Annotated in this window: 25 protein-coding genes; 9 read left to right on the top strand and 16 right to left on the bottom strand. The window is 71.8% G+C overall.

What is annotated here, in order from left to right; translation table 11 throughout:
• Positions 1 to 57: 57 nt before the first annotated feature.
• Positions 58 to 1,035, bottom strand: coding sequence for a LysR substrate-binding domain-containing protein (locus C7444_RS00900; protein ID WP_110398937.1), 978 nt, complete (start codon positions 1,033 to 1,035; stop codon positions 58 to 60).
• 233 nt (positions 1,036 to 1,268) lie between these two features.
• Between C7444_RS00900 and C7444_RS00895 the strand changes: the two genes are divergently transcribed.
• Positions 1,269 to 3,500, top strand: a complete 2,232-nt coding sequence (locus C7444_RS00895) for a glycoside hydrolase family 3 protein (RefSeq protein WP_110398936.1) — start codon at positions 1,269 to 1,271, stop codon at positions 3,498 to 3,500.
• 142 nt (positions 3,501 to 3,642) lie between these two features.
• Entirely contained in the window at positions 3,643 to 4,320 is a 678-nt protein-coding gene (locus C7444_RS00890; RefSeq protein ID WP_110398935.1) for an HAD family hydrolase, read from the top strand.
• A gap of 9 nt (positions 4,321 to 4,329) precedes the next feature.
• On the opposite strand, the gene C7444_RS00885 is transcribed toward C7444_RS00890, so the two are convergent.
• The 10 genes from C7444_RS00885 to C7444_RS00840 form a co-directional block, all read right to left on the bottom strand.
• Positions 4,330 to 4,596 carry a DUF2798 domain-containing protein gene (locus C7444_RS00885; RefSeq protein ID WP_110398934.1) on the bottom strand — a complete coding sequence of 89 codons (267 nt, stop codon included), beginning with the start codon at positions 4,594 to 4,596 and terminating at the stop codon, positions 4,330 to 4,332.
• A gap of 85 nt (positions 4,597 to 4,681) precedes the next feature.
• Entirely contained in the window at positions 4,682 to 4,960 is a 279-nt protein-coding gene (locus tag C7444_RS00880; protein ID WP_110398933.1) for a helix-turn-helix domain-containing protein, read from the bottom strand.
• Positions 4,961 to 4,977: 17 nt separating this feature from the next.
• A complete protein-coding gene (locus tag C7444_RS00875; RefSeq protein WP_110398932.1) occupies positions 4,978 to 5,574 on the bottom strand; it encodes an SAM-dependent methyltransferase in 597 nt (198 codons plus the stop codon).
• Between the two features lie 33 nt (positions 5,575 to 5,607).
• Complete coding sequence (locus tag C7444_RS00870; RefSeq protein ID WP_170130583.1) at positions 5,608 to 6,723, bottom strand: PepSY-associated TM helix domain-containing protein; 1,116 nt, start codon at positions 6,721 to 6,723, stop codon at positions 5,608 to 5,610.
• Between the two features lie 5 nt (positions 6,724 to 6,728).
• The gene (locus C7444_RS00865; protein WP_110398930.1) at positions 6,729 to 8,693 is read right to left on the bottom strand and encodes a TonB-dependent receptor; all 1,965 of its coding nucleotides are present in this window, start codon (positions 8,691 to 8,693) and stop codon (positions 6,729 to 6,731) included.
• 252 nt (positions 8,694 to 8,945) lie between these two features.
• Complete coding sequence (locus C7444_RS00860; RefSeq protein WP_170130582.1) at positions 8,946 to 9,302, bottom strand: DUF2946 family protein; 357 nt, start codon at positions 9,300 to 9,302, stop codon at positions 8,946 to 8,948.
• Positions 9,303 to 9,489: 187 nt separating this feature from the next.
• Complete coding sequence (locus tag C7444_RS00855) at positions 9,490 to 10,200, bottom strand: SDR family NAD(P)-dependent oxidoreductase (protein ID WP_110398928.1); 711 nt, start codon at positions 10,198 to 10,200, stop codon at positions 9,490 to 9,492.
• Positions 10,190 to 11,155, bottom strand: a complete 966-nt coding sequence (locus tag C7444_RS00850) for a Bug family tripartite tricarboxylate transporter substrate binding protein (protein WP_110398927.1) — start codon at positions 11,153 to 11,155, stop codon at positions 10,190 to 10,192. Before C7444_RS00850 ends, C7444_RS00855 begins: the two co-directional genes overlap by 11 nt.
• A gap of 118 nt (positions 11,156 to 11,273) precedes the next feature.
• Complete coding sequence (locus tag C7444_RS20830) at positions 11,274 to 12,407, bottom strand: four-carbon acid sugar kinase family protein (protein ID WP_110398926.1); 1,134 nt, start codon at positions 12,405 to 12,407, stop codon at positions 11,274 to 11,276.
• Positions 12,404 to 13,234, bottom strand: a complete 831-nt coding sequence (locus C7444_RS00840) for a DeoR/GlpR family DNA-binding transcription regulator (RefSeq protein ID WP_110398925.1) — start codon at positions 13,232 to 13,234, stop codon at positions 12,404 to 12,406. Before C7444_RS00840 ends, C7444_RS20830 begins: the two co-directional genes overlap by 4 nt.
• Positions 13,235 to 13,397: 163 nt before the next feature.
• On the opposite strand from C7444_RS00840, the gene C7444_RS00835 reads away from it, so the two are divergent.
• From C7444_RS00835 to C7444_RS00810, 6 genes are all read left to right on the top strand, one after another.
• Positions 13,398 to 14,399 (top strand): Bug family tripartite tricarboxylate transporter substrate binding protein, encoded by a 1,002-nt coding sequence (locus C7444_RS00835; protein ID WP_110398924.1) that lies wholly within the window; start codon positions 13,398 to 13,400, stop codon positions 14,397 to 14,399.
• 72 nt (positions 14,400 to 14,471) lie between these two features.
• Positions 14,472 to 15,479 (top strand): 4-hydroxythreonine-4-phosphate dehydrogenase PdxA, encoded by a 1,008-nt coding sequence (pdxA, locus tag C7444_RS00830; RefSeq protein ID WP_110398923.1) that lies wholly within the window; start codon positions 14,472 to 14,474, stop codon positions 15,477 to 15,479.
• Positions 15,476 to 16,690: a sialidase family protein gene (locus tag C7444_RS00825; protein WP_110398922.1), complete on the top strand. Its 1,215-nt coding sequence runs from the start codon at positions 15,476 to 15,478 to the stop codon at positions 16,688 to 16,690. Before pdxA ends, C7444_RS00825 begins: the two co-directional genes overlap by 4 nt.
• Positions 16,691 to 16,707: 17 nt before the next feature.
• Positions 16,708 to 17,880 carry an iron-containing alcohol dehydrogenase gene (locus C7444_RS00820; protein ID WP_110398921.1) on the top strand — a complete coding sequence of 391 codons (1,173 nt, stop codon included), beginning with the start codon at positions 16,708 to 16,710 and terminating at the stop codon, positions 17,878 to 17,880.
• A 14-nt stretch (positions 17,881 to 17,894) separates the two neighbouring features.
• The gene (locus C7444_RS00815; protein WP_110398920.1) at positions 17,895 to 18,674 is read left to right on the top strand and encodes an HpcH/HpaI aldolase family protein; all 780 of its coding nucleotides are present in this window, start codon (positions 17,895 to 17,897) and stop codon (positions 18,672 to 18,674) included.
• A 126-nt stretch (positions 18,675 to 18,800) separates the two neighbouring features.
• Positions 18,801 to 19,499 carry a pentapeptide repeat-containing protein gene (locus C7444_RS00810; protein WP_110398919.1) on the top strand — a complete coding sequence of 233 codons (699 nt, stop codon included), beginning with the start codon at positions 18,801 to 18,803 and terminating at the stop codon, positions 19,497 to 19,499.
• 28 nt (positions 19,500 to 19,527) lie between these two features.
• Here C7444_RS00810 and C7444_RS00805 read toward each other — a convergent pair whose 3' ends face one another.
• Genes C7444_RS00805 through C7444_RS00785 form a run of 5 tightly spaced genes read right to left on the bottom strand, consistent with a single transcriptional unit; the run spans position 19,528 to position 24,051 of the window.
• Entirely contained in the window at positions 19,528 to 19,875 is a 348-nt protein-coding gene (locus C7444_RS00805; protein ID WP_110398918.1) for a hypothetical protein, read from the bottom strand.
• Between the two features lie 10 nt (positions 19,876 to 19,885).
• Positions 19,886 to 21,367 carry an FAD-binding domain-containing protein gene (locus C7444_RS00800; RefSeq protein ID WP_110398917.1) on the bottom strand — a complete coding sequence of 494 codons (1,482 nt, stop codon included), beginning with the start codon at positions 21,365 to 21,367 and terminating at the stop codon, positions 19,886 to 19,888.
• Between the two features lie 11 nt (positions 21,368 to 21,378).
• The gene (locus tag C7444_RS00795) at positions 21,379 to 22,110 is read right to left on the bottom strand and encodes an SDR family NAD(P)-dependent oxidoreductase (RefSeq protein WP_110398916.1); all 732 of its coding nucleotides are present in this window, start codon (positions 22,108 to 22,110) and stop codon (positions 21,379 to 21,381) included.
• The gene (locus C7444_RS00790; RefSeq protein WP_110398915.1) at positions 22,107 to 23,726 is read right to left on the bottom strand and encodes a cryptochrome/photolyase family protein; all 1,620 of its coding nucleotides are present in this window, start codon (positions 23,724 to 23,726) and stop codon (positions 22,107 to 22,109) included. The genes C7444_RS00795 and C7444_RS00790 overlap by 4 nt, the downstream gene beginning before the upstream one ends.
• A 16-nt stretch (positions 23,727 to 23,742) precedes the next feature.
• Positions 23,743 to 24,051 carry a high-potential iron-sulfur protein gene (locus C7444_RS00785; protein WP_245909343.1) on the bottom strand — a complete coding sequence of 103 codons (309 nt, stop codon included), beginning with the start codon at positions 24,049 to 24,051 and terminating at the stop codon, positions 23,743 to 23,745.
• A 185-nt stretch (positions 24,052 to 24,236) separates the two neighbouring features.
• Between C7444_RS00785 and C7444_RS00780 the strand changes: the two genes are divergently transcribed.
• Positions 24,237 to 25,286 carry a MerR family transcriptional regulator gene (locus C7444_RS00780; RefSeq protein ID WP_110398914.1) on the top strand — a complete coding sequence of 350 codons (1,050 nt, stop codon included), beginning with the start codon at positions 24,237 to 24,239 and terminating at the stop codon, positions 25,284 to 25,286.
• Positions 25,287 to 25,295 lie beyond the last annotated feature (9 nt).

The following is a 25,295-nucleotide window of genomic DNA, read 5'->3' as shown; positions in this document are numbered from 1 at the left end:
CGAGAACGTGATTGTGACCGGCAACGGGCGAGCATGAGAACGGCCTTGAACGGCCGGCTACTCCACCTGGCCACCGGGCCGTGCACGCGGCTTCGACCTCAGGCCCGTGGCCGAGCCTGGGGATCCGGATCGCCTGGTGCGCAGCCTGGCCGGGGCGAATCTCGTGCGGAACGCCCGCACCGTCTGCAGCAGGGCCGCCAGCAGCGGCGAGCCGTTGTCGCGCAGGTAGAAACAATGCAGGTCCATGTAGGCGTCGACACGCGACTGCAGCGGCCGGTAGGTGACGCCCGGAAAATGGACGCTGGTCATCGAGCCCGGGACGAACGTCACCCCCAGGCCCGCAGCCGCCAGCAGCGTGGCCGTGACGATGTCGGTCGCCGGTGACGCCAGTCGCGGCTCGAAGCCGTGCGCCCGGCAAAGTTGCAGCGTCATGGCCGCAATGGAGGGTGACGTCCCGATGAGCATCTTTTCATCCCGCAGGGTCGCGACATCGACGCGGTCCTGGGCGGCCAGCCGATGATGCTCGGACAGGCCCAGCAGCAGCGGCTCGCGCGCCACCAGCTCCACTTCGACATCGACCTCCTCGGGCAGCATCCGCTCGAACACCAGAGCCACCCGGCCCTGGCGCAGCGCAGGCAACTGTGCCGGCGTCTGCGCGTGATGCAGCACCAGCTCCACTTCAGGGTGTTCGGCATGGAACGCCGCCAGCACCTGGGGCACCAGACCGAAGATCGCCGAGCCGTAGACGCCGACGTCCAGGCGACCGGCCTGTCCACGCCCGACGCGCTGGGCCCGCTCTGCGGCTTGCGCCACGAGACTGCGGATGCTTTGTGCATCACGCAGCAGTTCTTCCCCGGCGGGCGTCAGTTCCATGCCGTGCGGCGTGCGCTTGAACAACTGCACGCCCAGTTCCGCCTCGAGTTGCTGGATCTGCCGGGTCAACGGCGGCTGTGACAGGTGCAGCTTCTCGGCGGCACGTCCCAGATGCCGCGTCTGCGCCACGGCCACGAAATAGTTCAACTGCCTCAGATCCATCGCCATCCTCTTACGGAAAAGGTATCAAGTCGGAATTATTTTGGCATTGGACGCAAAACGTCCGTATGGCCAAACTTGCTGGCAGTCACAGGTCGTGCAGACCTGTGGCCCACCAGAAGATCCTGTGCAACAGGCCGAGATCCAGAACCTGCCCACGGCGCTCCCGAGCCGTTAGGCAGAGACATCTGACCATCGATGTGACGGGCCGGACGAGGCCCGCGCGAGGAGACGACATGACGAACCGAAACGCATTCCGGCGGCGCACCGTGGCCGCAGCCTGCTCGCTGGGCCTGGCCGGACTGGCCCTGAGCGGCTGCCTGGGCAGCGATGACGACGAGGCTGATCGCCTGGAGCAACCCACGATCGGCATCCGCAGCAAGGCCAAGCTGGCCCAGGACGGCTACGAGTTCCGAGACGCCAACGGCAACGGTCAGCTCGACCCTTACGAGGACTGGCGCCTGCCCGCCGAGGCCCGCATCGCCGACCTGCTGCCGCGCATGACGCTGCAGCAGAAGGCCGGAATGATGCTCATCGACACGCTCAACGCCGGTTGCGCCGGCACCATCGAGGGGACGCAGGCGGTCAACTTCGTGCAGACGCAGAAGATGACCCGCTTCATTCTGCGCAACGTCGCCAGCGCCACACCCGGTTCCTGCGTCGGCACGTCGCCGGGGCGCAGCGGCTTCACCGTCACGCCGCGCCAGCTCGCCGAGTTCCACAACGCCGTGCAGGCCCTGGCGGAGGCCGAGTCGCTGGGCATTCCGGCACTGTTCAAGGACAACGCGCGCAACCACTACAACAGCGACCCGCGCTTCGGCATCTCCGGCAGTGCCGGCGCTTTCACCGAGTTCCCGCGCGAGGCCGGGATCGCGGCGGCAGCGCTGGGCACCGGCGACATGACGCCGGTCCGCAAGCTCACCGAAGTCATGAGCGCGGAGTGGCGCGCCGTGGGCCTGCGCGGTGCCTACGCCTACATGGCCGACCTGGCCACCGAGCCACGCTGGTACCGCGTCTCCGAGACCTTCACCGAGGATGCCGACCTCAACGCCGACATCATGACGGCGCTCGTGAAGGGCCTGCAGGGCGGTCCGTTGAGCACCCGGACGGCCGTGGCGCTGACCATGAAGCACTTTCCTGGCGGCGGCCCGCAGGAGCAGGGACTCGATCCGCACTATGCCTTCGGCAAGCAGCAGGTGTACCCGGGCAACCACTTCAGCGACCACCTCAAGCCCTTCATGGCCGCCATCCATGCGGGCGTCTCGTCGATCATGCCGTACTACGGCGTGCCCATCAGCGTGAGCTACGAAGGCGTGACCTACGACCAGACCGGTTTCGCGTTCAACAAGCAGATCGTGACGGACCTGCTGCGCGGCCGACTGGGATTCGAGGGCTACGTCAACTCCGACACCGGCATCATCAACGACCGGGCCTGGGGCCTGGAAAACAAGACCGTGCCGGAACGCGCGGCTGCCGCCATCCATGCCGGCGTGGACGTGCTCTCGGGCTTCAACAGCAACCAGACCATCACGGATCTGGTGGCAGACGGGCTGGTGAGCGCCGCGCGCGTGGACGAAGCGGCGCGACGACTGCTGGCCGAGCAGTTCAAGCTGGGCTTGTTCGAGAACCCCTACGTGGACGTGGCCCAGGTGGACACGGTCATCGGCAGCGAAGCGCACCGCGCCAAGGGACTGGAGGTGCAGAAACAATCCATCGTGCTGCTGCAGAACAGCGACGCGGGTGCGGGAACGAAGCTGCTGCCGCTGGCCGCGGGCAAGCGCCTCTACACCATGGGCATGGGCAAGGCGGACGTGGAGAAGTACGGCTACGTCGTCACCGATGGCAACTACACCACACCCGGAGCACGACCCAGCGCGGCGGGCCATGACGCGGCCGTGATCCGCGTGCAGGTCACGAACCCCGCGGCCATCACCGCAGGCTACCGCACCAAGGGTGCGACCACCGGGGCGGACCCGACCCGGCTGAACCCGCGCACAGGCCAGGTCTGGGGTGCCGAGGACCCGTGCGTCCTGTTCCCGGCGCGCAACCCGAACTGCGTCGATGACACCGGCCTGATCTTCGGTGGCGCCTTCCCGTGGGAAGTCAACCACCTGTCGTTCACGACCATGGCGGCCTCGCAGTCGTGGCAGATGACGCCTTCTCTGGCCGACATCCAGGCGGTGATGAACGAGGTCGGCGCGAAGAACACGGTGCTGGCGATCTACTTCCGCCAGCCCTACGTGCTCGATGATGCCAGCGGGCTGAAGAACGCCGGCGCCGTCGTGGGCACCTTCGGTGTCAGCGACGTGGCCCTGCTGGAGGTGCTGAGCGGCAAGTTCAGGCCGCAGGGCAAGCTGCCCTTTGCGCTGGCCAACAAGCTGCAGGCCGTGATCGACAACCAGCCCGATGCGCCCGGCTACCCGGCGGCAGACACGCTGCATCCAAAAGGCTTCGGCCTGACCTACTGACCGTCCGGTCAAGCCATGGGCCCGGCTGCCGGTCGGCAGTCGGGTGCGCTGGAGCCGCCACGGAACCCGGAGACGAACCGCGCAACCGAGCTACATTGCGGGCGCGTGATCCCCGACCTGCCCGCCTCCGCCTGACCCACCCATGCCCACCCCAGACCTCACCCCCATCCGCGCCATCCTCTTCGACATGGACGGCCTGCTGCTCGACAGCGAGCGCGTGGCCTATGCCATCGGCCGCGAGGCCAGCGAACACCTGGGGCTGCCGTGGACGCACGAGGTCGCCATGGCGCTCGTGGGGCTGAACTCGCAGGATGGTTATCGTGTCATGCGCGAGGCCTTCGGCGCCGGGTTTCCGGCCGATGCGCACATGGCCGAGTTCGGTCGCCGCTACGAGGCCGCCATCGACGCGGGCCGCTTCGACCTCAAGCCCGGCGTGCACGAGCTGTTCGACCTGCTGGATGCGCGGCAGATTCCGCGCGCCGTGGCCACGTCCACGCGCCGCAGCCGCGCCATTCCCAAGCTCGAGGGCGTGGGCGTGTGGCCTCGCCTGCATGCGCTGGTCGGGGGAGACGAGGTCACCCGCGGCAAGCCGGCACCCGACATCTACCTGGCCGCGGCCGGCCTGCTGGGTGTGCCCATCACCGACTGCCTCGTGCTGGAGGACTCCAACACCGGCGTGCGTGGCGGCCTGGCGTCGGGCGCGCGGGTGATCATGGTGCCGGACCTGCTGCCCCCCGCCGAGGACGTGCTGGCGCAAGGCGTCACCGTCGTGGACAGCCTGCACCGGGTGATCGAGGCCCTGCAGGCCGCCCGGCGCTGACCGGCGCGCTCAGCGCGCGTCGGGCGGCTGAGCGCCGGGGGGCGCCACGGTCCACGACACCAGCAGCAGCACCAGCGGCCGCACCGCCATCACCGCGCCGAAGGCCACCGGCATGGTCAGTGCATAGGCGTGCAGCACCCGCCCCGGAAAACCCGGTCCGATGCCGGTGTTCACGCCCACCAGCACCCCGCTCATCACGAAGGCCATGATCGCGGCCATGAAGAACGAGAACACCACCGGGGTGTAGCGGGCGGGCAGTTTGCGGAACGTCGTCATGCGGCCTGGGCTGCCTGCAGTGCAGCGGTGTCTTCGAGACCGTGATGGTAGGGGAGCCGGACGTCCGTGGGGTCGCGCGGCCCGGTCACGCAGGCGTGGGCGGCACCGGCTCACCCGGTGGCGGCGCCAGCCGGACCGAGAGACCGTAGAGCGCCAGCAGGCCCATCATGTGGCCGAGCGCGACGCCCGGTTCACCGGACTCGATGCGGGCGATCGTCTGCACATGGACGCCCAGGCGGGCCGCCGCCGCGGCCTGGCCCTCACCCGCCCGGAGGCGGGCCTGCCTGGCCGCCGCCCCCATGTCCTTGATGGTCTGCAGGGCGCCGCCATCGATGTCTGCAGAGATTCGCTTGCCTTGAGCCATGGGTGGATTGTCGCTGTTCAACCCACCCGGCGCCCCACGTACTGCGTCACCAGCGCCGGGCCGGTGTGGCCCTGGCCTTCGAGCACCTCGCGCTCGCCGCTCCACAGGTGCACGGTGTCCAGCGTGGTGCCGAAGGCGGACCCGATGGCGGCCGGATCGACCAGCCAGCTGCGCTCACGCGGGCCGCCCGTGGGGCGGGTCTCCTGGCCCGGGGCGTAGGACTCGACGACCAGGAAGCCCCCCGTGCGCAGCGCCGCGGGGATGCGGCCCCAGACCTTGGCCCGCACGTCGGCCGGCAGGTGGGCGAAGATGGCCACGATGCCGTCCCAGGCGTCATGGCCGGGCTCGAAGTCGGCCAGGTCGGCGTGCACGCAGCGGACCTCGACCCCACGCTGCGCCGCCAGGCGGCGGGTCTTGTCCAGCCCGACGGTGGACAGGTCCACCGCCGTGACCTCCAGGCCCTGGCCGGCCAGCCAGACGGCGTTGCGGCCCTCGCCTTCGCCCAGGCAGAGCACGCGCTGGCCGGGCTGCCAGCAGGTCGCCCGGGCGGCGAGGAAGTCGTTGGGCTGGGTGCCGTAGAAGTAGGTGTCGGCGGCGTAGCGTTCATTCCACATGGCAAGGTCCGGGTGAATGCAGGTGCACGGATCCTAGCGGGGCCGCCGGGCCCGCCGCTTGTCGCGCCAGCGCAGCCAGCCCGTGACGGCCAGCAGCACCGGCACCAGCCCGGACACGCACACGATCAGCCGCCCGATCGCACCGAAACCTTCGCCGCCGTGCAGCGGATGCATCCACTGCAGGAAGACGTCGCCACCGGTGTAGGCCTTCGGATCACGCTGCGCCACCACCTGACCGGTGACCGAATCGACCCACACCAGCGAGTCGGGAAAGCGGTCGCCCGGTTCACCCGGTTGGCGCAGGCGCACGCGGTACAGCCCGCCCGGAGCGGCCGGCACATCGACCCAGCGGGGCTCGCTGCCGGGAAACACCGCGACCGCCCGGGCCACCGCGGCATCCACGCTCCAGCGCGGCCCGCTGGCGCCCGAAGGCACGGGCTTGGGCATGGGCGTGAGCGGGCTGACCTGCGCTACCCAGGGCCTGACCACGTCCGGCAGCGCCAGCACCGCCCCGGTGAAGCCGAGGATCAGCAGCACCAGCCCACCATAGACACCCGCCAGCTTGTGCAGGTCGTACACCCGCCGCACCCCGGACGCATGGCGCTTGAAATGCAGCGCCCGCGACCATTGCCCACGCGCCGGCCACCACAGCACGGCCCCGCTGACCACCGACACCAGCAACACCAGTCCGCCCCAGCCGACGATCTGGTGACCCGGCTCACCCAGCAGCAGCGTGTAGTGCAGGTCGTAGATCCAGGTGGTCGCATGCTCGCCCCAGAAGCGGTTGGCGACCACCTCCAGGCTCACCGGATCGACCGTGGCCAGCAGCGGCGCGAAACCGCGGCCCTGCGTCTCGACCGGCTTCAGGAACCGGGCCGTGACCGGCTCGCCCACCCGCTGCGGCACCTCGAGGCGCCAGCCGGCCTCCCGCTGCGGATGGGCCCGGCGCAAGGACTGGTAGACCGACTCCAGCGTGGGCAGGGCGCGCGCCTGCGGCCGGTGCGCCAGCCGGGCGTCGATCTGTTCGTCGATGCCGCGGTAGTACACCAGCATGCTGCCGGTCAGTCCCAGCAGCAGGAACCACAGGCCCAGCACCAGGCCCAGCCAGCGGTGCAGCAGCAGCCAGGACCGGCGTGCACGGGAACGCACGGCGCTCACAGCGAGGCGCTCAGGGCCAGCGACAGCGAACGTGGTGCGCCGGGCGAGTGCAGCGACTGCGTGCCGTCATGCCACACGTACTCGGCGCTGCGGTCGGTCGCATTGCGCAGTTGGGCCTCGAGTTTCACCCGCGGTGTCACCTGCCAGGCCGCACCCAGGTTCAGCACCGTGCAGGCGCCGAACTGGCCCGTGGTGTTGGTGCGCTCCAGGTAGTAGTCGCTCTGGCCCTGCACCGCCGCCGTGAACTTCCAGCGGGCCAGAGGCGACCAGTCCAGACCCGCATGGAGGATGCGGTGTGGCACGTGGTCGATCTCCTTGCCCTGCGTGGCCGGCGCGGCGGGATCGGGCGTGACGATCACGGCCTTCTGCAAGGTCACCGCCACCCAGGCGTCCACCGTGGACGACGGATGCAGCCCCAGTTGCAGATCCACCCCGCGGCGGCGGGTGGCGCCGATGTTGTCCGAATCGCCACTCGGGTCGTTCAGGCGACGGCGCACCTCATCGGTGGCGGTCTGCTGCCAGCCAGCCAGGCGGCCGTCCAGCCAGGGCAGTGGCGCGAACTTCACGCCCAGTTCCCAGCCCTCGTTGATCGAGGGCTTGAGGTCGGCCGTGCGCGGCGGCACCTTGTAGGCCGCCGCTTCGGTGCCAATCTGGAAGGTGCGGCCCCAGTTGGCATACAGCGAAGCCTCTGGACGCAGGGTCCAGACGGCGCTGAGCTTGGGCTGGCGGATGGTGCCGTAGTCGTTGACGTCGGCCGTCTCGCCGGTGAGTCCATTGGTGAAGCGGCCCGAAACCTGATCCACCCGGAACCCCGGCACCAGCTTGAAGGCCGCGGTCGGCTGGATCACCGCCTGCAGGTGCGCCCCCGTGGTCTGCAAGGTGTAGGACTGATCGCGCGTCTGCGTGCCCCGGACCCGCTCCACGGTGGTGTAGCGCTGGCTCTGGTTGTCCTGCGACTCGATGTCGAGCCCGCCCTCCAGCGCGAAGGCGTGCAGCCCGCCCACGCGAGGACGCCAGCTCCAGCCGACCTGGGCGCCGGTGTGGTCCTCGCTGGTCCAGCGTTCCTGCTGGGACACGGCGGCCGAGAACCTCACCCAGCGGTCGTCCCGGTATCGGTTGTAGTAGAGGCGGCCGGTGGCCGTCAGCTCCGGCGTCACCTGGTTCTCGAGGTGCAGGGCCAGCTGGCCGGTCTTGCGCCGGCCGCCGTCGGTGGACACATAGGCATACGACTGCTCGGGATCGGCCTGAGCATCGGCCTGCGTGAGGTAGCCTGGCTCCTGGGCTTCGTGCTCGAAGTAGCGGGCCGTCATGCCGACCGCCCAGCCGCCGTCCTGAACGGACCAGCGGCCGGACAGCACCTTGCGGTCCGACGCCGAGTGCTGGCGCCAGCCATCCGTGTGCTTGAACCCGGCGAACAGGTTCAGGCTCACGCCGCCCTGCTCCACGCCCTTGGCCACCTGGACATCGTGGCTGCCGAACGACCCCGCGCCGAGCCGCACCAGGGTGTCATTGCCACCCTGACGGGTCGTCAGGTGGATGTTGCCGCCGATGTTGTGCAGACCGTGGCGGGCGTCGTTGGTGCCGCGCACCACCTCGACCGACTCCAGCTCCAGCGGAAACACCCCGTCCAGGTAGGGCATGTTGCCGTTGTTGCTGTTGGACGGCACGCCGTCGATCAGCAGCTTGACCGCGTTGACCTCGCCCTCGCCATTGAAACCCCGGAAAGCCACCTTGCCCGACGTCGTGCCCTGGTTGTAGTTCGTCAGCAGCACGCCCGGCACCAGACTGAACAGCTCCCAGGTCGTCTGGGTGGACTGCTCGGCGATGACGTCGCGGTGCAGCGCGTCGATCGAGGTCAGCAGCAGACCGCTGGACAGCGGGCCGCGCCGGCGGCCCCTGACCTCGACCCGGCCGATGTCGAACCGCGGCGTGGCATCGGCCGCCTCCGGATCGGCCCGCATCGGAGCCTCCGGCTCGGAACGGACCGCCGCGGGGACGAAGACGGGAGCCCCGGATTGCGCCGCCGCGTGCAACGGCAGCAGCAACAGCAACGACGGAAAGACACGCAGCAAGGCAGCCGCCGTGGCCCGCGGGGCCAGGGGCAAAGCAAGAACATTCATGGCAAGGAACCGGACAGGGAAAGACCCGACGCGCACGCGTCGACGACGAACCGGAAGAGGTTCGGGCGCGAGGCGCGCCGTGCGCCGTCGCGATCAGTCGAGCGCGGGAGGCGCGCGCGGAGGTTCCAGCCGCCAGACCGGGGCCGGTCGGGGCGATCCCAGGGGTTCGCTCACCGGACGCAGGCGATGCGGTGCCGCAGCGAAGTCCGCGCGGCCGTCCGGTGCGGGCCAGCGCCAGGCCAGGCCCGGGGTCGTGCACAGCGGGCAATGCGCCGAAGCGGGGTCGTCGGCAGCATCCTGCGGAGCCTGGCCGGCCGTGCCCTCGCGGTCGGCCGATGCGGCCGCGGAACACAGCTCGGACCAGGCCGCTGCGCGCCACGGATCGGCGGCCGCCATCGCGCGCACCACCGTCGGCATCAATGCCGCGGCCAGGATGAGCCAGCAGGCCATCCGAACGAGGTGAGGCAGATGAAGACGGAAGAAGCGCATGGAAGCCGCCAGAACGCCGATGCCGGCCGTCGGGCGGTCGAAATGTACCCGAGCCCCCCAGGGGGCAGGCCATGATGGAGATCAAGTGCACCGCCCACCGGCGGAAAAACGACACTCGGGGCGCACCGGGGCGGGTGTCGCGTCCGCGTCAGCGGGGCAGCGAGGCGCCCCCGCAGATCTGCAGCTCCTGGCCGGTGATGGCCGCCGCCATCGGCGAAAGCACGAACGCCACCAGCGCGGCGACCTCCTCGGGGCGGATCAGGCGGCCGATGGGCGGCAGCGCCGGAGCCTGGGCCTGGCGCGCCGGATCGGCCAGCATGGCGGTGTCGGTCGCGGCAGGCGACACCACGTTGACCGTCACGCCCTGCGCCACCACCTCGGCGGCCCAGCTGCGCGCCAGGGCCACCAGGGCCGCCTTGCTCGCGGCGTACTGGCTGCGCCCGGCCTTGCCCTGGGCCACCCGGCTGCCCAGCAGCACCACCCGGCCCTGGCCGGCGCGGGCCATGGCCGGCAGCAGGTGGTTGGCCAGGCACTCGGCCGCCCCCACGTGCAGCTGCCACATGGCCGCCCCCGCCGACGCGTCCAGCTGCCCCAGCGGCCCCACCCGCAGCACACCGGCCGCATGCACCAGGGCCCGGGCGCCCGCCAGTTCGCGGGCGGCGGCCTCGGTGGCCTGCGGGTCCAGCAGGTCGACGGCACGGTGGGTGAACGCCGGATGGGTCCAGTGCGCCGGCGCGTGGCGGCTCAGGCCGCGGACCGCCCAGCCCTGCGCCACCAGCGACTGCACGATGGCCAGGCCGATGCCGGAGCTGGCCCCGGAGACCACCGCGAGCGGACGATCCGGGGTGTCATTCGGCACGGATGCCCCCTTCGCGGATGATGCGCGCCGAGTTCGCCATGTCCTCGGCCTGGAAGCGGGCGAAGTCGGCGATGCTGCCCGGCGTCAGCACCAGGCCCTGCTGCACCAGCTTGTCCTTCATGTCGGTGGCCAGGGCCTTGTTGACCTCGGCGTTCAGCCGCTGCGTGATGGCCGCCGGCAGGCCGGCCGGGCCCCACAGGCCGTACCAGCTGTAGAAGGCATAACCGGGCACGGTCTCGGCCACGGTGGGCAGGTCGGGCTGGGCGGGCACACGCTGGGTGGAGGTCACGGCCAGCACCTTCAGCTGGCCGGCCCGGGCGAAGGCGGCCGAGCCCAGGATGGGGTCGATGAAAGCGTCGATCTGGCCCCCCACCAGGTCCTGGTAGGCCGGCGCCGAGCCCTTGTAGGGCACGATCATCAGGTCGATGCCGGCGCTGCGGCGCAGCAGCTCGGTGGAGAGGTGGCCCGCGGACGCGGTGGAGCCCACGGCGAAGCTCAGCTTGCCGGGGTGGCTGCGGCCGTAGGCCAGCAGGCCCTTGATGTCGTTGAAGGGCAGGTTGCGGTTGACGGCCACGGCCAGCGGCGCCTTGGCCACCAGCGCGATCGGGCTGAAGTCCTTCGCCACGTCGTACGGCGGCGTCTTCATGGTCATCGGCGTGGTGGTCAGCGCGGAGGCGTTGAACAGCAGGGTGTGGCCGTCGGCCGGCGCCTTGGCCACCGCGAGCGCGCCGATGGTGCCGGCACCACCGGCGCGGTTCTCGACCACGAAGGTCTGGCCCGTCTGTTCGCCCAGGCGCTGGGCCAGCATGCGGCCGACGGCATCGAGCGTGCCGCCCGGCGGAAAAGGAATGATCACCGTGACCGGGCGGGCGGGGTAGCCCTGCGCCAGGGCGAGCGTGCCCAGGCCGGCCAGCGCGGCGCCCAGCAGGGCGCGGTGGAAGTGTCGACGTTGCATGGTTCTTGTCTCCTGAGGGGAACGACAGCGGGCGTGGGTCCGCCCTGCCATCCGGTGGACGGCATCGATGGGGAAAACGGGGCGAGGGGTCGGCGCGCCACGCGGGCGGCGCCCCGGGTCAGGCCTGGCGGGCTTCGCGGGCCCTGTGCGGTTCCCGGGCGGCGGCCACGGCGGCGAGCAGGTCATCGTCGTCGCCGAAGGCCCCGGAGCGACAGTCCATCCACAGGCCGTCCCAGCGCCCGCCGCACCAGCGCGCCTGGCCCCAGCCGGGCCGCAGCGGCTGGCCGGACACCAGATGGTCCACCCCGGTGGCGCCGGCCAGCGCCCGTGCGGTGTCCCCCCCGAGCACCAGCAGGCGCGCGGGCGGCTGCGGCAACGCGGCCAGCCGCGTGACCTGGGACCGCAGCAGGGCCGCCGCCGCCCCGGCATCGAGGGGCGTCAGCGGCGACAGGTCGAGCAGGGCCAGGGGCGCCTCGGCCCGGGCCTGCGCCGACAGCGCCTGCTCGAAGGCCTGTGCATCGCCGTGGCGCACGCTCGGCGCCTGCGGATGGGCGGCCATCACGCGCGCCCACTGGCGCCGGGTCACCGCCTGGTGGCTGGCGCCGAGCACCCAGACCGGCCCGGCGGCCGGTGCCGTGGCGGCCGGTGCGGCCGCCGGCACCACGAGCTGGCGGGCCAGCGCCGCGGCCAGGCCGGCGCTGCCGCACCACAGGGTGCGCGCGCCGGATCCGGCCGCGTCGCGGCACAGCCGGTCGAGGTCGGCATCACCGCGCACATCGGGCAGCAGCAGCTCGCAGCGGCCCGGCCAGCCCGCGTCCGTCAGCGCGCCACGCAGCGGCTCGCCGCGCCGCGCCGCGGGGTCGGCGGCCTCGCCCGGGGCCACCACGACCAGCCGCTCCTGCAGCAGGTAACGCCCCTGGGCCGGGAAGGCGGGAGCGAACACCACCCGCTCGAAGCCCCCGGCCGCGGCCAGCCAGCGCACCTCGGCCAGTGCATTGCCACGCAGCAGGCTGTCCACTTTCTTGAACGCCAGGCCGGCCTCGCCCAGCCAGCGTACGCTGGCGTCGAGCGCGGCCGGCAGCGCGGCCGGGCCCACGTCGCGCGTGGCGGTGGCCACCACGCTCACCGGCGCCGCATCGCCCGCCGGCGGGTGGTCCAGGTGCACCGGCACGCCCGCGCCGAAAGCGGCCGCGCTGTCGAGCGCACCGGTGAGGTCGTCCGCCAGCAGGCGGACCGGCCAGCGCGCCTTCATGCCGGCACCGGCACCAGCGTCAGCCGCCGGCCCAGCGTGCGGATGCGCTCGGCCTCCTCGATCGCCAGCGCCTCGTCGCAGATGATCTCCTCGACCTCGGCCAGCGTGGCGACCTGCATGAAGGTGCGCGGACGGAACTTGGAGGCATCGGCCAGCAGCCGGCGGCACACCGCGGCGCGCATCAGCGCACGCTTGACCGCGGCCACCTCGGGCGAGGTCTCGGTGATCACGCCGTCGGTGATCGCATGGGCGCCGCACAGCAGCACGTCGGCCTGGATCGCTCGTGCCGCCTCGATCAGCGCATCCCCCACCAGCGTCTGGCTGCCCGGTCGCAGGTGGCCGCCCAGCACATGGACCTGCACCTGGCTGCTGCCGCCCAGCACCTGGGCGATGGCCAGGTCGTTGGTGACCGCGGTGAACGGGATGCCCCGCTGCACCGCCGCGCGGGCGGCCTCGAGCACGGTGGAGCCGCTGTCGAAGATCACGCTCTGGTGCGGCTGCAGCGTGGCGGCCGCGGCCGCGCCGATGGCGCGCTTTTCCCGGGGCGACAGCTCCGAGGACGCCACCGAGTCCGGCTCGAACGCGGTGTAGCCCTGCTGGCGCAGCAGCGCCCCGCCGTGGGTGCGGTCGATCATGCCCTCGGCCGCGAGACCGTCCAGATCCCGCCTCAGCGTGGACAGCGACACCTCCAGCGCCTGCTCCAGCTGCGCCAGCGTGACCGCGCCATGGCGACGCAGGAAATCGACGATGCGTTGGCGGCGTTGCGCCGGCAGCAGCGACACCACCGCCAGCGGCGGCGCGGAAGGAGAGGCAGGTTCAGTGCTCATGTCGGCAGCGGGAGGAGGACATCGGAGCTTCATGGTAGCGAGATCACCCCAGGGTTTGATCGGATGTGACACCTATTGACGCTTTTTGAAGCTTTGGACACGATATGCACCGCGTTCAGCCAAAAACGATCAAAACGCACCAAGATCAATCTGGAGACAAACCATGGCCGCTTCTTCCGCACCGTTCGCCTTCTCCCGTCGTGCCCTCGTGCTGGGGGCCGCCGCCCTCGCCGGTGCCAGCCTGGCGCCCGCTGCCCTGGCGCAGGCGCCCTTCCCGTCCAAGCCCGTCACCTTCGTCGTGCCCTACCCGGCCGGCGGGGCCAACGACATGCTGGGGCGGCTGATCGGCCAGAAGATGGGCGAGGCGCTGGGCGCCACGGTCATCATCGACAACAAGCCCGGCGCCGGTGCGCTGCTGGGGGCCAACGCCGTGGCCAAGGCGCCGGCCGACGGCCACACCGTGCTGGTGGGCGGGCTGGCCACCCATGCGGCCAGCCCGCACCTGATCAAGGCCGACTACGACCCGGTGAAGGACTTCGAGGCCATCGGTCTGCTGGGACAGGCGCCGATCGTGGTCATCACGGCCAACGAATCGCCCCTGAAGACGCTCAAGGATGTGGGCGAGATCGCGAAGAAGAAGCCCGGCGAGATGATGTACGGCTCCTCCGGCAACGGCTCGCCGCTGCACCTGGCCGGCGAGATGTTCGACGCGCTCAACGGCTCGCAGATGACCCACGTGCCCTACAAGGGCGGCAACGCCCACATCATCGACCTGATCGGCGGGCGCGTGCCGGTGATCTTCGACACCGCCACCAACTCCATGCCCCTGCTGCGTGGCGGCAAGGTGCGCGCGCTGGCCGTGTCGATGCCGCAGCGCCTGGCCGACCTGCCCAACGTGCCCACCTTTGCCGAAGCCGGTTACCCGGGCTTCCAGTTCACCGCCTGGTATGGCCTGTTCGCGCCCGCCAGGACGCCCAAGGACGTGGTGGCCAAGCTGTCCGCCGCGCTGCAGACCGCGCTCAAGCAGCCCGAGGTGATCGAAAAGCTGCGCAGCGTGGGCGTGTCGCCGGCCAGCGGCGACTCGGCCGAACTGGCCCGGCTGGTGCCGGTGGAATACGAGCGCATCGGCAAGCTGATCAAGACGGCCAACATCAAGGCCGACTGAGTTCCCGTTCCCTTCCCCTGCACCGGATCGCCGCCCCCCGCGGGCGCGACCGGTCACACTGAAAGACTGCGCATGAGCACCCCCACCCGACTGGTCCTGACGATGGGCGACCCGGCCGGCATCGGCCCCGAGATCATTGCCAAGGCGGCCCGCCAGCTGCGGCCCGCCGTCGAGAGCGGCGAGCTGGACCTGATCGTCTGCGGCTGCGCCGCCGCGCTGCAGCAGGCCGAAGACGGGATGGGCCTGTCGGCCGACTCGGCCCGCTACCGCCTGGTCGACGTCGGTCCGGTCGACGCCCCCTGGCGCACCGGCGAGGTCAGCGCCGCGGGCGGCGAATGGGCCTACCGGGCGGTGGTGCGGGCGGTCGAGCTGGTGCAGGCGGGCGAGGCCGACGCCATCGTCACCGGGCCGCTGTCCAAGGAGGCGCTGCACCTGGCCGGCCACCCGTTCGAAGGCCACACCGAGCTGCTGGCTCACCTGACGGGCCAGCGCGACGCGGTGATGATGCTGGCCCACGAGAACCTGCGCGTCTCCCACGTCACCACGCACTGCGCGCTGGCCAGCGTGCCGGCCCGCGTCACGCCGGTGCGCCTGCGCCGCGTGTTCGACGTGACGCTCGATGCGCTGCGGGCACTCGGCATCCAGCAGCCCCGCGTGGCCGTGTGCGGGCTCAATCCGCATGCCGGCGAGAACGGCGTGCTGGGCAAGGAGGACGACGCCGTCATCGCGCCCGTCATCCACGAGTACCAGGCGCGCGGCGAGACGGTGAGCGGCCCTTATCCCGGCGACACCGTGTTCATCAAGCTGCGCGCCGGCCAGTTCGATGCGGTGGTGGCCATGTTCCACGACCAGGGCCACATCCCGGTCAAGCTGCTGGGCTTCAACGTCGACCCGGCGACCGGCAAGTGGCAGGCCATCAGCGGCGTCAACATCACGCTCGGCCTGCCCATCCTGCGCACCTCGGTCGACCACGGCACCGCCTTCGACATCGCCGGCACCGGCGTGGCCAATGCCGACAGCCTGGTCGACGCGATCCACTACGCGCAGAACCTCATCAAGGGACGGAGGGCCCAGGCATGACCCGCATCGCCCAGGGACTGCACCCCGATCTGCGCCCCGGCCAGACCGTGCTCGACCTGCCCGCCTCGGGCGTGCAGAGCCACGCCGCCAACCTGGCCACGCTGCCCGATGGCAGCCTGGCCTGCGTCTGGTTCGGCGGCACGCAGGAAGGCCTGTCGGACATCTGCGTCTGGTTCTCGCGCCTGCCCGCGGGCACCAGCACCTGGACCGCCCCGGTCCGGCTGAGCCACGATGACGGCCGCTCCGAGCAGAACCCGATCCTGTTCAACGCGCCCGACGGCCGGCTCTGGCTGCTGCACACCGCCCAGCGCGCCGGCCACCAGGACACGGCCGTGGTGCGCTGCCGCACGTCGACCGACGGCGGCCTGAGCTGGGACGCGCCACGCGACCTGCTGCCCGGCAGCGGCCTGTTCGTGCGCCAGCCGCCGGTGGTGCGGCGCGACGGCGCCTGGCTGCTGCCGGTGTTCCGCTGCCGCGCGCTGCCCGGGCTGCGCTGGAGCGGTGACGACGACGACAGCATCGTCTACCTCAGCCACGACCAGGGCCGCAGCTGGCAGACCCGCGAGGTGCCCGGCAGCAGCGGCTGCGTGCACATGAACATCGTGCCGGGCAGCGCCGGCCCCGACCACCTGCTGGCCTTCTACCGCAGCCGCTGGGCCGACCGGGTGCACCGCAACGAGTCGACCGATGGCGGCGAGACCTGGAGCGCGCCGCAACCCACGCCGGTGCCCAACAACAACTCGTCGATCCAGGTCATCCGGCTGGCCAGCGGCCGGCTGGCGATGGTCTGCAACCCGGTGGGCGCCGAGCATGCGCAGGAGCGCCGCGTGTCGCTGTACGACGAGATCGAGTCGGAGGACGACGCCGCCGCTCCGCTGCCCGAGGCCAGCGCCAGCACCGCCGACGGCCGCCGCCTGGCCTTCTGGGGCACCCCGCGCGCGCCGATGGCGCTGATGATGTCCGACGACGATGGCCGCAGCTGGCCGATGCGCCGCGACCTCGAGTGCGGCGACGGCTACTGCATGAGCAACAACTCGGCCGAACAGCGCAACCGCGAGCTCTCCTACCCCAGCATCCACCAGAGCGCCGACGGCCAGCTGCAGGTGGCCTACACCCGCCACCGCCAGCACATCCGCCATGTGCGCTGCGACGAGGCCTGGGTGGCCACGCTGCCCGCCGACGCCCACCTGCCGACCCCGCTCACCGATTGAATCCGGACCGATCCGCCATGACTCCTGCCGTCTCCTCTCCCGCCGTGCTGCACCAGGCCGGTCGTGTCGTCACCGGCGCCGGCTGCCTGCTGCAGCTGCCCGGACTGATCGCCTCCTGGAAGCCCGAGCGCCTGCTGCTGGTGGTCGGCCGCGCCGTCACCCCCGACAGCCCGGTGCACGCGCTGCACGCCGCCCTGACCGCGGCGGGCATCGACGTGCTGCTGCTCGACCCCGTGCCGCCCGAGCCCGAAGTGGCCGACGTGGACGCCGTGCTGGCCGCCGCCCGCCAGGCCGGTCCGGTCGACCTCGTGGTCGGCGTGGGCGGCGGCAGCGCCATCGACGTGGCCAAGGCCGTGGCCGTGCTGCTGGCTCATCCGGTGAGCGTGCGCGAGCTGCTGTCCGGCACCCCGGTGCCCGGACGCGGCCTGCCCACGGTGATGGTGCCCACCACCGCCGGCACCGGTGCCGAGGCCACGCCCAACTCCATCATCCTGGTGCCGCAGGACGCGCTCAAGGTCGGCATCGTCAGCCCGCACCTGCTGCCCGACCTGGTGCTGCTCGACCCGCTGCTCACCCTCACGCTGCCGCCGGCCGTCACCGCCCACACCGGCATCGACGCGCTGTGCCACGCCATCGAGTGCTACACCTCGAAGAAGGCCAACCTCTTCAGCGACCTCTACGGCCTGGAGGCCATCCGCCTGATCAGCCGCAGCATCCGCCGCGCCTTCGCCGATGGCCAGGACGTGGCCGCGCGGCAGGACATGCTGCTGGGCTCCTACTACGGCGGCGTCTGCATCGCCACCTCCAGCACCACCGCCGTGCACGCGCTGGCCTATCCGCTGGGCGGGCGCTACCGCGTGCCGCACGGGCTGTCCAACGCCATGCTGCTGCCGGCCATCATGGCCTACAACTGCGTGGGCAACGAGGCCCGCTTCGCCGCCATGGCCCGGGCCATGGACCTGCCGGTGGCCGGCCTGAGCGACGCGCAGGCCACCACGCTGTTCGTCCAGGCGCTGGCCCGGCTCAACGCCGACCTGGGCATCACCACCCGGCTGAGCGACCTGGGCGTGACCGAGGCCGATCTGGATGCGCTGGTCGATGGGGCCTCCAAGGTCACCCGCCTGCTCGACAACAACCCGCGCCCGATGGGCCGCGACGACATGCGCGCGCTCTACGCCGCCGTGCTCTGAACCGAAAGCCTCCCATGCACACCCTCGTCCACACCCTGCCCGACAACACCTTCAAGCGTGACCTGCTGGCCGGCGAGCGCCTGCTCGGCCTGTGGGTCAACTTCGCCCACGGCCCCATCACCGAGGTGCTGGCCGGCTCGGGCTTCGACTGGCTGCTGCTCGACATGGAGCACACCCCCAGCGACCTTCACATCGTCGGCCAGCAGCTGCTGGCCCTGCGCGGCACGCCGGTGGCGCCCATCGTGCGCGTGCCCATCCACGACATGGCCTGGATCAAGCGTGTGCTCGACGCCGGCGCGCCCAACATCATGGTGCCCAACATCCGCAGCGTGGAAGAGGCCCGCGAGGTGGTCTCGTGGACGCGCTTCGCCCCCGAAGGCCAGCGTGGCGTGGCCAGCAGCACGCGCGCCGGCGGCTGGCTGCGGCGCAAGGACTTCCTGGCCCGCGCCAACGACGAGATCGGCGTGATCGTGCAGATCGAATCGCGCGAGGCGCTGGACGCGCTGGCGGGCATCTGCGCCGTGCCCGGCGTGGACGCGGTGTTCATCGGCCCGTCCGACCTCGCCGCCAGCCTGGGCCACCGCGGCAACACCGGCCACCCCGAGGTGCAGGCCGCGATCGCGCAGGCCATCGCCACCGGCCGCGCCGCCGGCCGGACCGTGGGCATCCTCGCCGCCGACGGCAAGGCCGAGCCTTACCTGGCCCAGGGCGCGACCATGGTGGGCGTGGGCACCGACCTGCACCTGCTGATCGGCGCCGCCGATGCGCTGGCACAGCGCTGGCGTGACCAGTGAGGCGTGTTCACGGCTGGCGCCGGGCGTCAACCCCGCCAGCGGATGCCCGAGCGCCGGACCGGGGTCTTGCGGGCCGGGGGTGATCGGGGCGTCTACAGTGCGCAGCCGTCCTCCTGCTCCCCTGCCATGAACGCCTCCTCCGAAGCCCTGCTGCTGTCCGGCCAGACCCTGAACCGGGCCGACCTCGTCGCCCTGCTGGCCGACCGGCCCGGCGCGCTGCAGCTGGAGCACTGCAGCCTGGACGGCGAGGACCTCTCGAGGCTGGACCTGCGCGGGGCGCGCTTCACCTCGTGCTCGCTGGCCGAGACCTCGTTCGAGCGCTGCGACCTCGCGATGACCCGGTGGCTGGCCTGCAAGGCACGCCAGGCGGACTTCCACCTGAGCGACCTGTCGGAAGCCCGCTTCACGGCCTGCGACCTGAACAACACCTCATGGCGACGCGCGCAACTGGCCGGCGTGCAGTTCGACGAGGTGAAGCTGACGGGCGCCTCGTTCGGCGACGCCCGCACCCTCGGGCTCGGTTTCCACGCCTCGCTGCTGGTGGCCGCCGACCTGCGGGGCGTGTCGTTCCGCAAGCAGCGGCTGCACCAGCTGGACCTGTCCGACGCCGACCTGGCCGGATGTGATTTCCGGGACAGCGTGTTCGAGGGTGGCAGCCTGCGCGACGCCAACCTGAAGAACGCCCGGTTCACCGGCGCCGACCTGCGGTCGGTCGACCTCGGCGGACTGTCGCTGACCCAGCTGGCCCAGTTCTGCAAGGGCAGCACCATCTCGGCCGACCAGGCCGCGGCACTCGTCAGCGCGCTGGGGATCCGGGTGCTGTGAGGCGGAGGACCTGCGGGCCTGGGCCTGTTCAGGGGATCCACGGCGGTGCCGGGGCCGTGCGCTCCGGTGGCGGATAGGGGTCGGCCACGTACGCCGGCCCCTTCATCACCCGGACGATGAAACACCCCAGGGCGACCGTCAGCACCAGCGTCCAGTGCAGCACGACGACACCTGCCATCGTGTAGTCCCACAACAGCTGCGCCCGGTGGTCGACCGCGGGCAGGGGCTCGGCCGGCATCAGCACATGGTTGGCGCCCGCCAGCACCAGCGGCAGCAGCGTGCCCCACAGCAGGATGGCGGGCAGGCGGCGCCAGAGGCGATGCTCCAGCCCCGGCGCCGATCGGACCGAGCCGGGCCGCTTGTTGAACAGGTTCATGCGGACCTCTCTAGAACAATTCACCCTGGCCCTGCGGCACGGCGCGGGCGCGGGCAAGGCGGCAGGTGGACGCCGTGGGGGGCAGGCCGCTGCGGCGCGAACCGTGCCGGTGCTGGATGGCGTCGGCCTCGGCATGGGCCTCGCGGGTCTGGCGCAGGCCGTGCAGCCTGGCCTTGGCAGCGGCCACGGCGGTGCGCTCGTCGACGATCGGCGCCGGGTAGGCCGGGGTGCCGAACTCCGGCACCCATTGCCGCAGGTACAGGCCCTGCGGATCGTGGTCACGCGCCTGCTTGGCCGGCGAGTAGATGCGCAGCGTGTTGATGCCGGTGGTGCCGGATTGCATCTGCATCTGGCTCCAGTGGATGCCGGGCTCGAAGTCGAGGAACTGCCGGGCCAGGAACAGCCCCGGCTCGCGCCAGTGCAACCACAGGTGGTAGGCGGCGAAGCTGACCAGCATCGCGCGCATGCGGAAGTTCAGCCAGCCGGTGGCGCGCAGCTGGCGCATGCAGGCATCGACCATCGGGTAGCCGGTGCGGCCTTCGCACCAGGCCTGCAGGCGCTCGGTGTCGAGCGGATGCCCGTGCACGCCGTCCCCCGGGCGCAGCCCGTCGACCGAACGTGCGACGTTGCGGAACTCGGTGGCCGGCTCGTCCTCGAGCTTCTGCATGAAGTGGCAGTGCCAGCGCAGGCGGCTGGAAAAACCGCGCAGCGCCCAGGCCAGCTCACGATCGGGCGTGGAGGCGATGCTCGCCTCGGTGGCCTGATGCACGCAGCGCATCGAGATCGTGCCGAAGGCCAGGTGTTCGCTGAGCCGGCTGCAGCCCTCGGCGGCCATGAGCGGGCTGGACAGCGCGCGGCGGTAATCGCGTCCGCGTCCCGCGAGAAAGCCGTCGAGCGTGGCCCAGGCGGCACGCTCCCCGCTGGGTGGCAGCGTCGTGGCCAGGGCGGGCAGGCCCAGGTCACGCAGTGTCGGTACGGATCCCGCGTGCAGACCGGGCGGCGCGTGGAAGCCCTGCGCGGCCGGCGCCTCGGGCGCGTTCATGCGCTGGGCCCAGCGCCCGGCCCAGCCGCTGCGCGAGCGCAGGCGCCGCACCACGCCGGTCTGCGGCCATTCGGTCCACGACACCGCGTGATGGCCGCACCAGTCGGCCACGGCCAAGTCACGGGTGTAGCTCCAGCCCGGGCCCGTCTCTTCATGGCTGAGCAAGTGCGTGAAGCTGAACTCGTGCCGCAGCGCCTGCAGCACCTGCGGCATGTCGCCCACGCGCACGATGAGCGGCAGGCCACGGGCGGCCAGATCGCGCTGCAGCGCGGCCACGCCGTCCAGCAGGAAACCCACCTGGCGCGGATCGCACTCGGGGCTCTGCAGCCAGGCCGGCTCGATCACCACCAGGCCGAGCGCCCGCTCGAAGCGCGCCGCCTCGGCCAGCGGAGCGTGGTCACGCACGCGCAGGTCACGCTTGAACCAGACCAGGGCGGCCGGCCCGCTCATGTCGCATCAGCTCACTTGAGCAGCGGCCGCACGGTCGTGAAACCGCCGTCCACCGCGATCACCTGCCCCGTCAGGCGCGCCGCGCCGTCACCGAGCAGCCAAGCCATCACATCGGCCACCTGCTCGGCCGTCTGCACACCACCCAGCGGGTACTGGCGCCCGGCGCCCTCGCGCATCGCGGGCAGCTTGAGCATGCCGGCCGTCATCGGCGTCTCGGTCATGCCCGGGGCCACGGCATTGATGCGCAGGCCCTGGCCCGCATAGGTGGCGGCGGCGCTGCGCACCAGGGCTTCGACCCCGCCCTTGGCCGCGGCGATGGCCTCGTGGTTGGCCACGCCGATGCGGGCCACCACCGAACTGGCAAACACGGCCGCGCCGGGGGCGCCCTGCAGCGCGCCCACCCAGGCCTGCAGCATGAACACCGCGCTGTCGAGGTTGATGCGCATCACCTCGCGGTAGGCCTCCAGGCGGGTGCGGTGCAGCGGGGCGATCAGCGTGCTGCCCACGCAATGCGCCAGCAGCGTCGGCGCCGCGCCGAGCGCCTCCTGGCAGGTGGCGATGGCCAGTGCGGCGCCGTCGGGCGTGGTGGTGTCGGCCGCGATGCGCAGCGCGGCCGGCACCTCGGCCAGGCGGGCGGCGTCACGCCCCACGGCGGCGACGCGGCAGCCCCCGGCGTGCAGCTGCTGCGCCAGGGCGCGGCCGATGCCGCCGCTGGCGCCGGTGATGAGGGCGATCGTGCTCATGGTGCGGGCTCCGGAGGTGAAGGGGGAAAAGAGGGGACGGCAGAAAAGAGGTTCGCGGGCCGGGTCTCGGGCCCCACCCCGACCTCGCCGCGGCGGATCGCCGCCGCACGGTCCTGCACCGCCCGCTTCTGCCCGTCATCGAGCCGGGCCAGGTTCTTCACCTGCAGCGCCACGCGCGGGTGCTTGGCCAGCATCGTTTCATGGCGCATCAGGAAGTCCCAGTACAGGGTGGTGAACGGGCAGGCGCGCTCGCCGCTGCGCTGCGCGGGGTCGTAGCGGCAGCCCTTGCAGTACGGGCTCATGCGCTCGATGTACTTGCCGGTGGCGATGTAGGGCTTGCTGCCCATCAGGCCACCGTCGGCGTACTGGCTCATGCCCAGGGTGTTGGGCAGCTCGACCCATTCGACGGCATCGACATACACCGCCAGATACCAGGCATGCACCTGCCTGGGCTCGACGCCCAGCATCAGCGCGTACAGGCCGGTGACCATCAGACGCTGGATGTGGTGGGCGTAACCGTGCTCGAGCGTCTGCGCCAGCGTGTCGCGCAGGCAGGCCATGTCGGTGCGGCCAGTCCAGTACCAGGCGGGCAGGTCCTCGCGGGCCTCGAGCGCATTGCCTTCCAGGTAGGCCGGCATGCGGGTCCAGTAGATGCCGCGCACGTACTCGCGCCAGCCCAGGATCTGGCGGATGAAACCCTCCACGCTGGCCAGCGGTGCCGACCCGTCCTGCCAGGCCGCCTGCGCCGCAGCCACCACCTCGCGCGGGTTCAGCAGCTTCAGGTTGAGCGCGGCCGACAGGTGCGAGTGGTAGAGCCACGGCTCGGCCGGCCACATCGCGTCCTGGTAGCGGCCGAACCGTGGCAGGCGCTCCCGGATGAAGGCCTGCAGCGCCTGCTGCGCCTGCGCGCGCGTGACGGGCCAGGCAAAGCCGTCGAGCCGGCCGGGGTGCGACGCCAGGCGGGTGTCGACGAGCGTGATCACCTCGCGCGTCACGGCATCGGGCTCGAAGCGCGGGCGTGGCGGCACCGCACCCGGTCCGGCGGCACCGAAGGCCTCGCGGTTGTCGGCGTCGAAGTTCCACTGGCCGCCGACCGGCCCGTCGTCCTGCATCAGCACCTGCTGGCGCTGGCGCTGTTCCCGATAGAAATACTCCATGCGCAGGGACTTGCGGCCGCGGGCATGCGCCGCGAACTCACGCACGCTGCAGAAGAAATGGCGATCCTCGCGCACCTCCAGTGGCAGGCCACTGGCTTGGGCCACCGCCTGGAGCGCCTTCAGCACCCGCCAGTCGCCCGGGGCCGTCATCACGAGGCGGGCCGGCCGCAGGCGCGTGAGGTCGGCCTGCAGCTGCGCGGCCAGGCTGCCGGCGTTGTCCGGCGCCTCCAGCCGGGTGTAGTGCAGCGCCCGGCCGGCGGCCTGCAGCGCGAGCGCGAAGTGGCGCATCGCCGCCAGGAACAGCACCGTGCGCGGCTTGCTCGACCAGACGTGGGTCGACTCCTGCGCCACTTCGGCCATCCACACCGCGTCGAGCCCGGCATCGAAGCCGTCGAACCCCGACGCCTCGAGGTCGAGCTGGTCGCCCAGCACGACGACCAGGGTGCGCAGCTCAGCCATCAGCCCACCCGCGGGTTCATGCCTTTTTGGCCCAGGCGCTGCACCAGCCCGCGCCCGCCACCTGCCGGCCGGCAAACAGCGGGCAGCCACCGGCCTTGTCGCCGGCCTTGCCTTGATAGAGCGCGCAGCTGGTGCAGTTCTGACCGGCCGCGAACTTCGGGTACTTCCTGGCATCGACGCGCCGGGCCTCGGCGACGTAGCCGAGCGCGACCGCCTGCGCATCCTTCTCGTCGACCAGGGCCTGGGCCTGGGCGCCGGTGGCCAGCGCGGCGCCGGACGCGGCCAGGGTCATCAGGAACACGCGGCGATGTGCGGAAGGGGTCATGACAGGCTCCTCGGATGAGTGGCAGGACGGTTCGGGGGCGCGACAGCGGCCGTGCCACGGGGCATCGGTCTTGTCGACAGTGCCCGCATCCTACGTCCACCCAGTTCAATATCAACTCATCAGGCGTTAGACCTGCCGGATCCCTCCGATAATCGGCGTCAAATCAGCGTCAACATGGGATGCACATGAACACGACCCCGCCCGCACGACCCCCTGGCGAACGCGCCACGGACACCGAGGCCCCGTCGCTGCACCGCAGCGGCGCCGTGGCCCGCATGCTGCGCATGCCGGTGGCGACGCTGCGGGTCTGGGAACGCCGCTACGGCCTGACCCGGCCCGAGCTGTCGCCGAGCGGCCAGCGCCTCTACTCGGCCGACGACGTGCGGCGGCTGGCCCTGATCAAGCAGCTGACGGACCTGGGGCACGCGATCGGCAGCCTGGCGCCGCTGGACATGCCGCAGCTGCAGCGGGTGGCCGCGACCCACGCCCAGGCGCTGACGGCCACGCAGGGCGAGCGGGCGGTCGTGGCACCGCCCCCGCCCGCCCGGGCCTGGCGGGTCGGCGTGATCGGCGCCACGCTGGGCCGCCGGCTGCGGCAGCCCGGGCTGCAGCGCCGGCTGGGCCGGCCGGTGCAGCTGCTGGGTCCGTTCGACGACGCCGCGCAGGCCGCCGCGGCGCTGCAGCCTGCGGACCTCGATGCGCTGCTGGTGCACGAACCCCGGCTGCACGCCGGCTGGCAAGCGGCCTTCGATGCGGCCGCACCGGCACTGGCCGCGGTGCCGAAGGCCGTGCTCTACCGTTTTGCGTCCGACGCCGTGTGCGAGACCCTGGCCGCCGGCGGCACGGCGCTGCTGCGCGAGCCGCAGCCCGACGTGGTCGTGGCGCAATGGCTGTGCAGCCTGTCGGCCGCTGCCGCGGCCCGGCCGCCGGAGATGGAGGCACCCCGGGTCGACGGGGGGGTGCCCCCGCGCCGCTGGGACGACGCCGCGCTGGCCGACTTCGCCGGCCTGTCCTCGACGGTGGCCTGCGAGTGCCCGCGCCACGTCGCCGAACTGCTGGTGCAGCTGTCGCACTTCGAGGCCTACAGCGCCGAGTGCGAGCACCGCAGCCCGGCCGACGCCGAGCTGCACGCCTACCTCAGGCAGGTCGCCGCCACGTCGCGGGCCCGCTTCGAGGCCGCGCTCGAGCACGTGGCCCGGCATGAAGGCCTGATCCTGCCCCCCGCGTCACCGTAGGAGGCCGGC

Source organism: Sphaerotilus hippei (assembly GCF_003201595.1).
Classification (GTDB): domain Bacteria; phylum Pseudomonadota; class Gammaproteobacteria; order Burkholderiales; family Burkholderiaceae_C; genus Sphaerotilus; species Sphaerotilus hippei.
The sequence above is the reverse complement of the archived record's forward strand: the minus strand, read 5'-3'. Positions and strand labels throughout refer to the sequence as shown.

Excerpts from the sequence above, each read along its gene's own strand:
- C7444_RS00780 (WP_110398914.1), top strand. The coding sequence starts at position 24,237 with ATGAACACGACCCCGCCCGCACGACCCCCTGGCGAACGCGCCACGGAC.
- C7444_RS00850 (WP_110398927.1), bottom strand. The coding sequence starts at position 11,155 with ATGCAACGTCGACACTTCCACCGCGCCCTGCTGGGCGCCGCGCTGGCC.
- C7444_RS00865 (WP_110398930.1), bottom strand. The coding sequence starts at position 8,693 with ATGCGGGCCGATCCGGAGGCGGCCGATGCCACGCCGCGGTTCGACATC.
- C7444_RS00900 (WP_110398937.1), bottom strand. The coding sequence starts at position 1,035 with ATGGATCTGAGGCAGTTGAACTATTTCGTGGCCGTGGCGCAGACGCGG.
- C7444_RS00840 (WP_110398925.1), bottom strand. The coding sequence starts at position 13,234 with ATGAGCACTGAACCTGCCTCTCCTTCCGCGCCGCCGCTGGCGGTGGTG.
- C7444_RS20830 (WP_110398926.1), bottom strand. The coding sequence starts at position 12,407 with ATGAAGGCGCGCTGGCCGGTCCGCCTGCTGGCGGACGACCTCACCGGT.
- C7444_RS00820 (WP_110398921.1), top strand. The coding sequence starts at position 16,708 with ATGACTCCTGCCGTCTCCTCTCCCGCCGTGCTGCACCAGGCCGGTCGT.
- C7444_RS00880 (WP_110398933.1), bottom strand. The coding sequence starts at position 4,960 with ATGGCTCAAGGCAAGCGAATCTCTGCAGACATCGATGGCGGCGCCCTG.
- C7444_RS00895 (WP_110398936.1), top strand. The coding sequence starts at position 1,269 with ATGACGAACCGAAACGCATTCCGGCGGCGCACCGTGGCCGCAGCCTGC.
- C7444_RS00810 (WP_110398919.1), top strand. The coding sequence starts at position 18,801 with ATGAACGCCTCCTCCGAAGCCCTGCTGCTGTCCGGCCAGACCCTGAAC.
- C7444_RS00825 (WP_110398922.1), top strand. The coding sequence starts at position 15,476 with ATGACCCGCATCGCCCAGGGACTGCACCCCGATCTGCGCCCCGGCCAG.
- C7444_RS00785 (WP_245909343.1), bottom strand. The coding sequence starts at position 24,051 with ATGACCCCTTCCGCACATCGCCGCGTGTTCCTGATGACCCTGGCCGCG.
- C7444_RS00875 (WP_110398932.1), bottom strand. The coding sequence starts at position 5,574 with ATGTGGAATGAACGCTACGCCGCCGACACCTACTTCTACGGCACCCAG.
- C7444_RS00860 (WP_170130582.1), bottom strand. The coding sequence starts at position 9,302 with ATGGCCTGCTGGCTCATCCTGGCCGCGGCATTGATGCCGACGGTGGTG.
- C7444_RS00835 (WP_110398924.1), top strand. The coding sequence starts at position 13,398 with ATGGCCGCTTCTTCCGCACCGTTCGCCTTCTCCCGTCGTGCCCTCGTG.
- C7444_RS00805 (WP_110398918.1), bottom strand. The coding sequence starts at position 19,875 with ATGAACCTGTTCAACAAGCGGCCCGGCTCGGTCCGATCGGCGCCGGGG.
- C7444_RS00795 (WP_110398916.1), bottom strand. The coding sequence starts at position 22,110 with ATGAGCACGATCGCCCTCATCACCGGCGCCAGCGGCGGCATCGGCCGC.
- pdxA (WP_110398923.1), top strand. The coding sequence starts at position 14,472 with ATGAGCACCCCCACCCGACTGGTCCTGACGATGGGCGACCCGGCCGGC.
- C7444_RS00790 (WP_110398915.1), bottom strand. The coding sequence starts at position 23,726 with ATGGCTGAGCTGCGCACCCTGGTCGTCGTGCTGGGCGACCAGCTCGAC.
- C7444_RS00885 (WP_110398934.1), bottom strand. The coding sequence starts at position 4,596 with ATGACGACGTTCCGCAAACTGCCCGCCCGCTACACCCCGGTGGTGTTC.
- C7444_RS00800 (WP_110398917.1), bottom strand. The coding sequence starts at position 21,367 with ATGAGCGGGCCGGCCGCCCTGGTCTGGTTCAAGCGTGACCTGCGCGTG.
- C7444_RS00890 (WP_110398935.1), top strand. The coding sequence starts at position 3,643 with ATGCCCACCCCAGACCTCACCCCCATCCGCGCCATCCTCTTCGACATG.
- C7444_RS00815 (WP_110398920.1), top strand. The coding sequence starts at position 17,895 with ATGCACACCCTCGTCCACACCCTGCCCGACAACACCTTCAAGCGTGAC.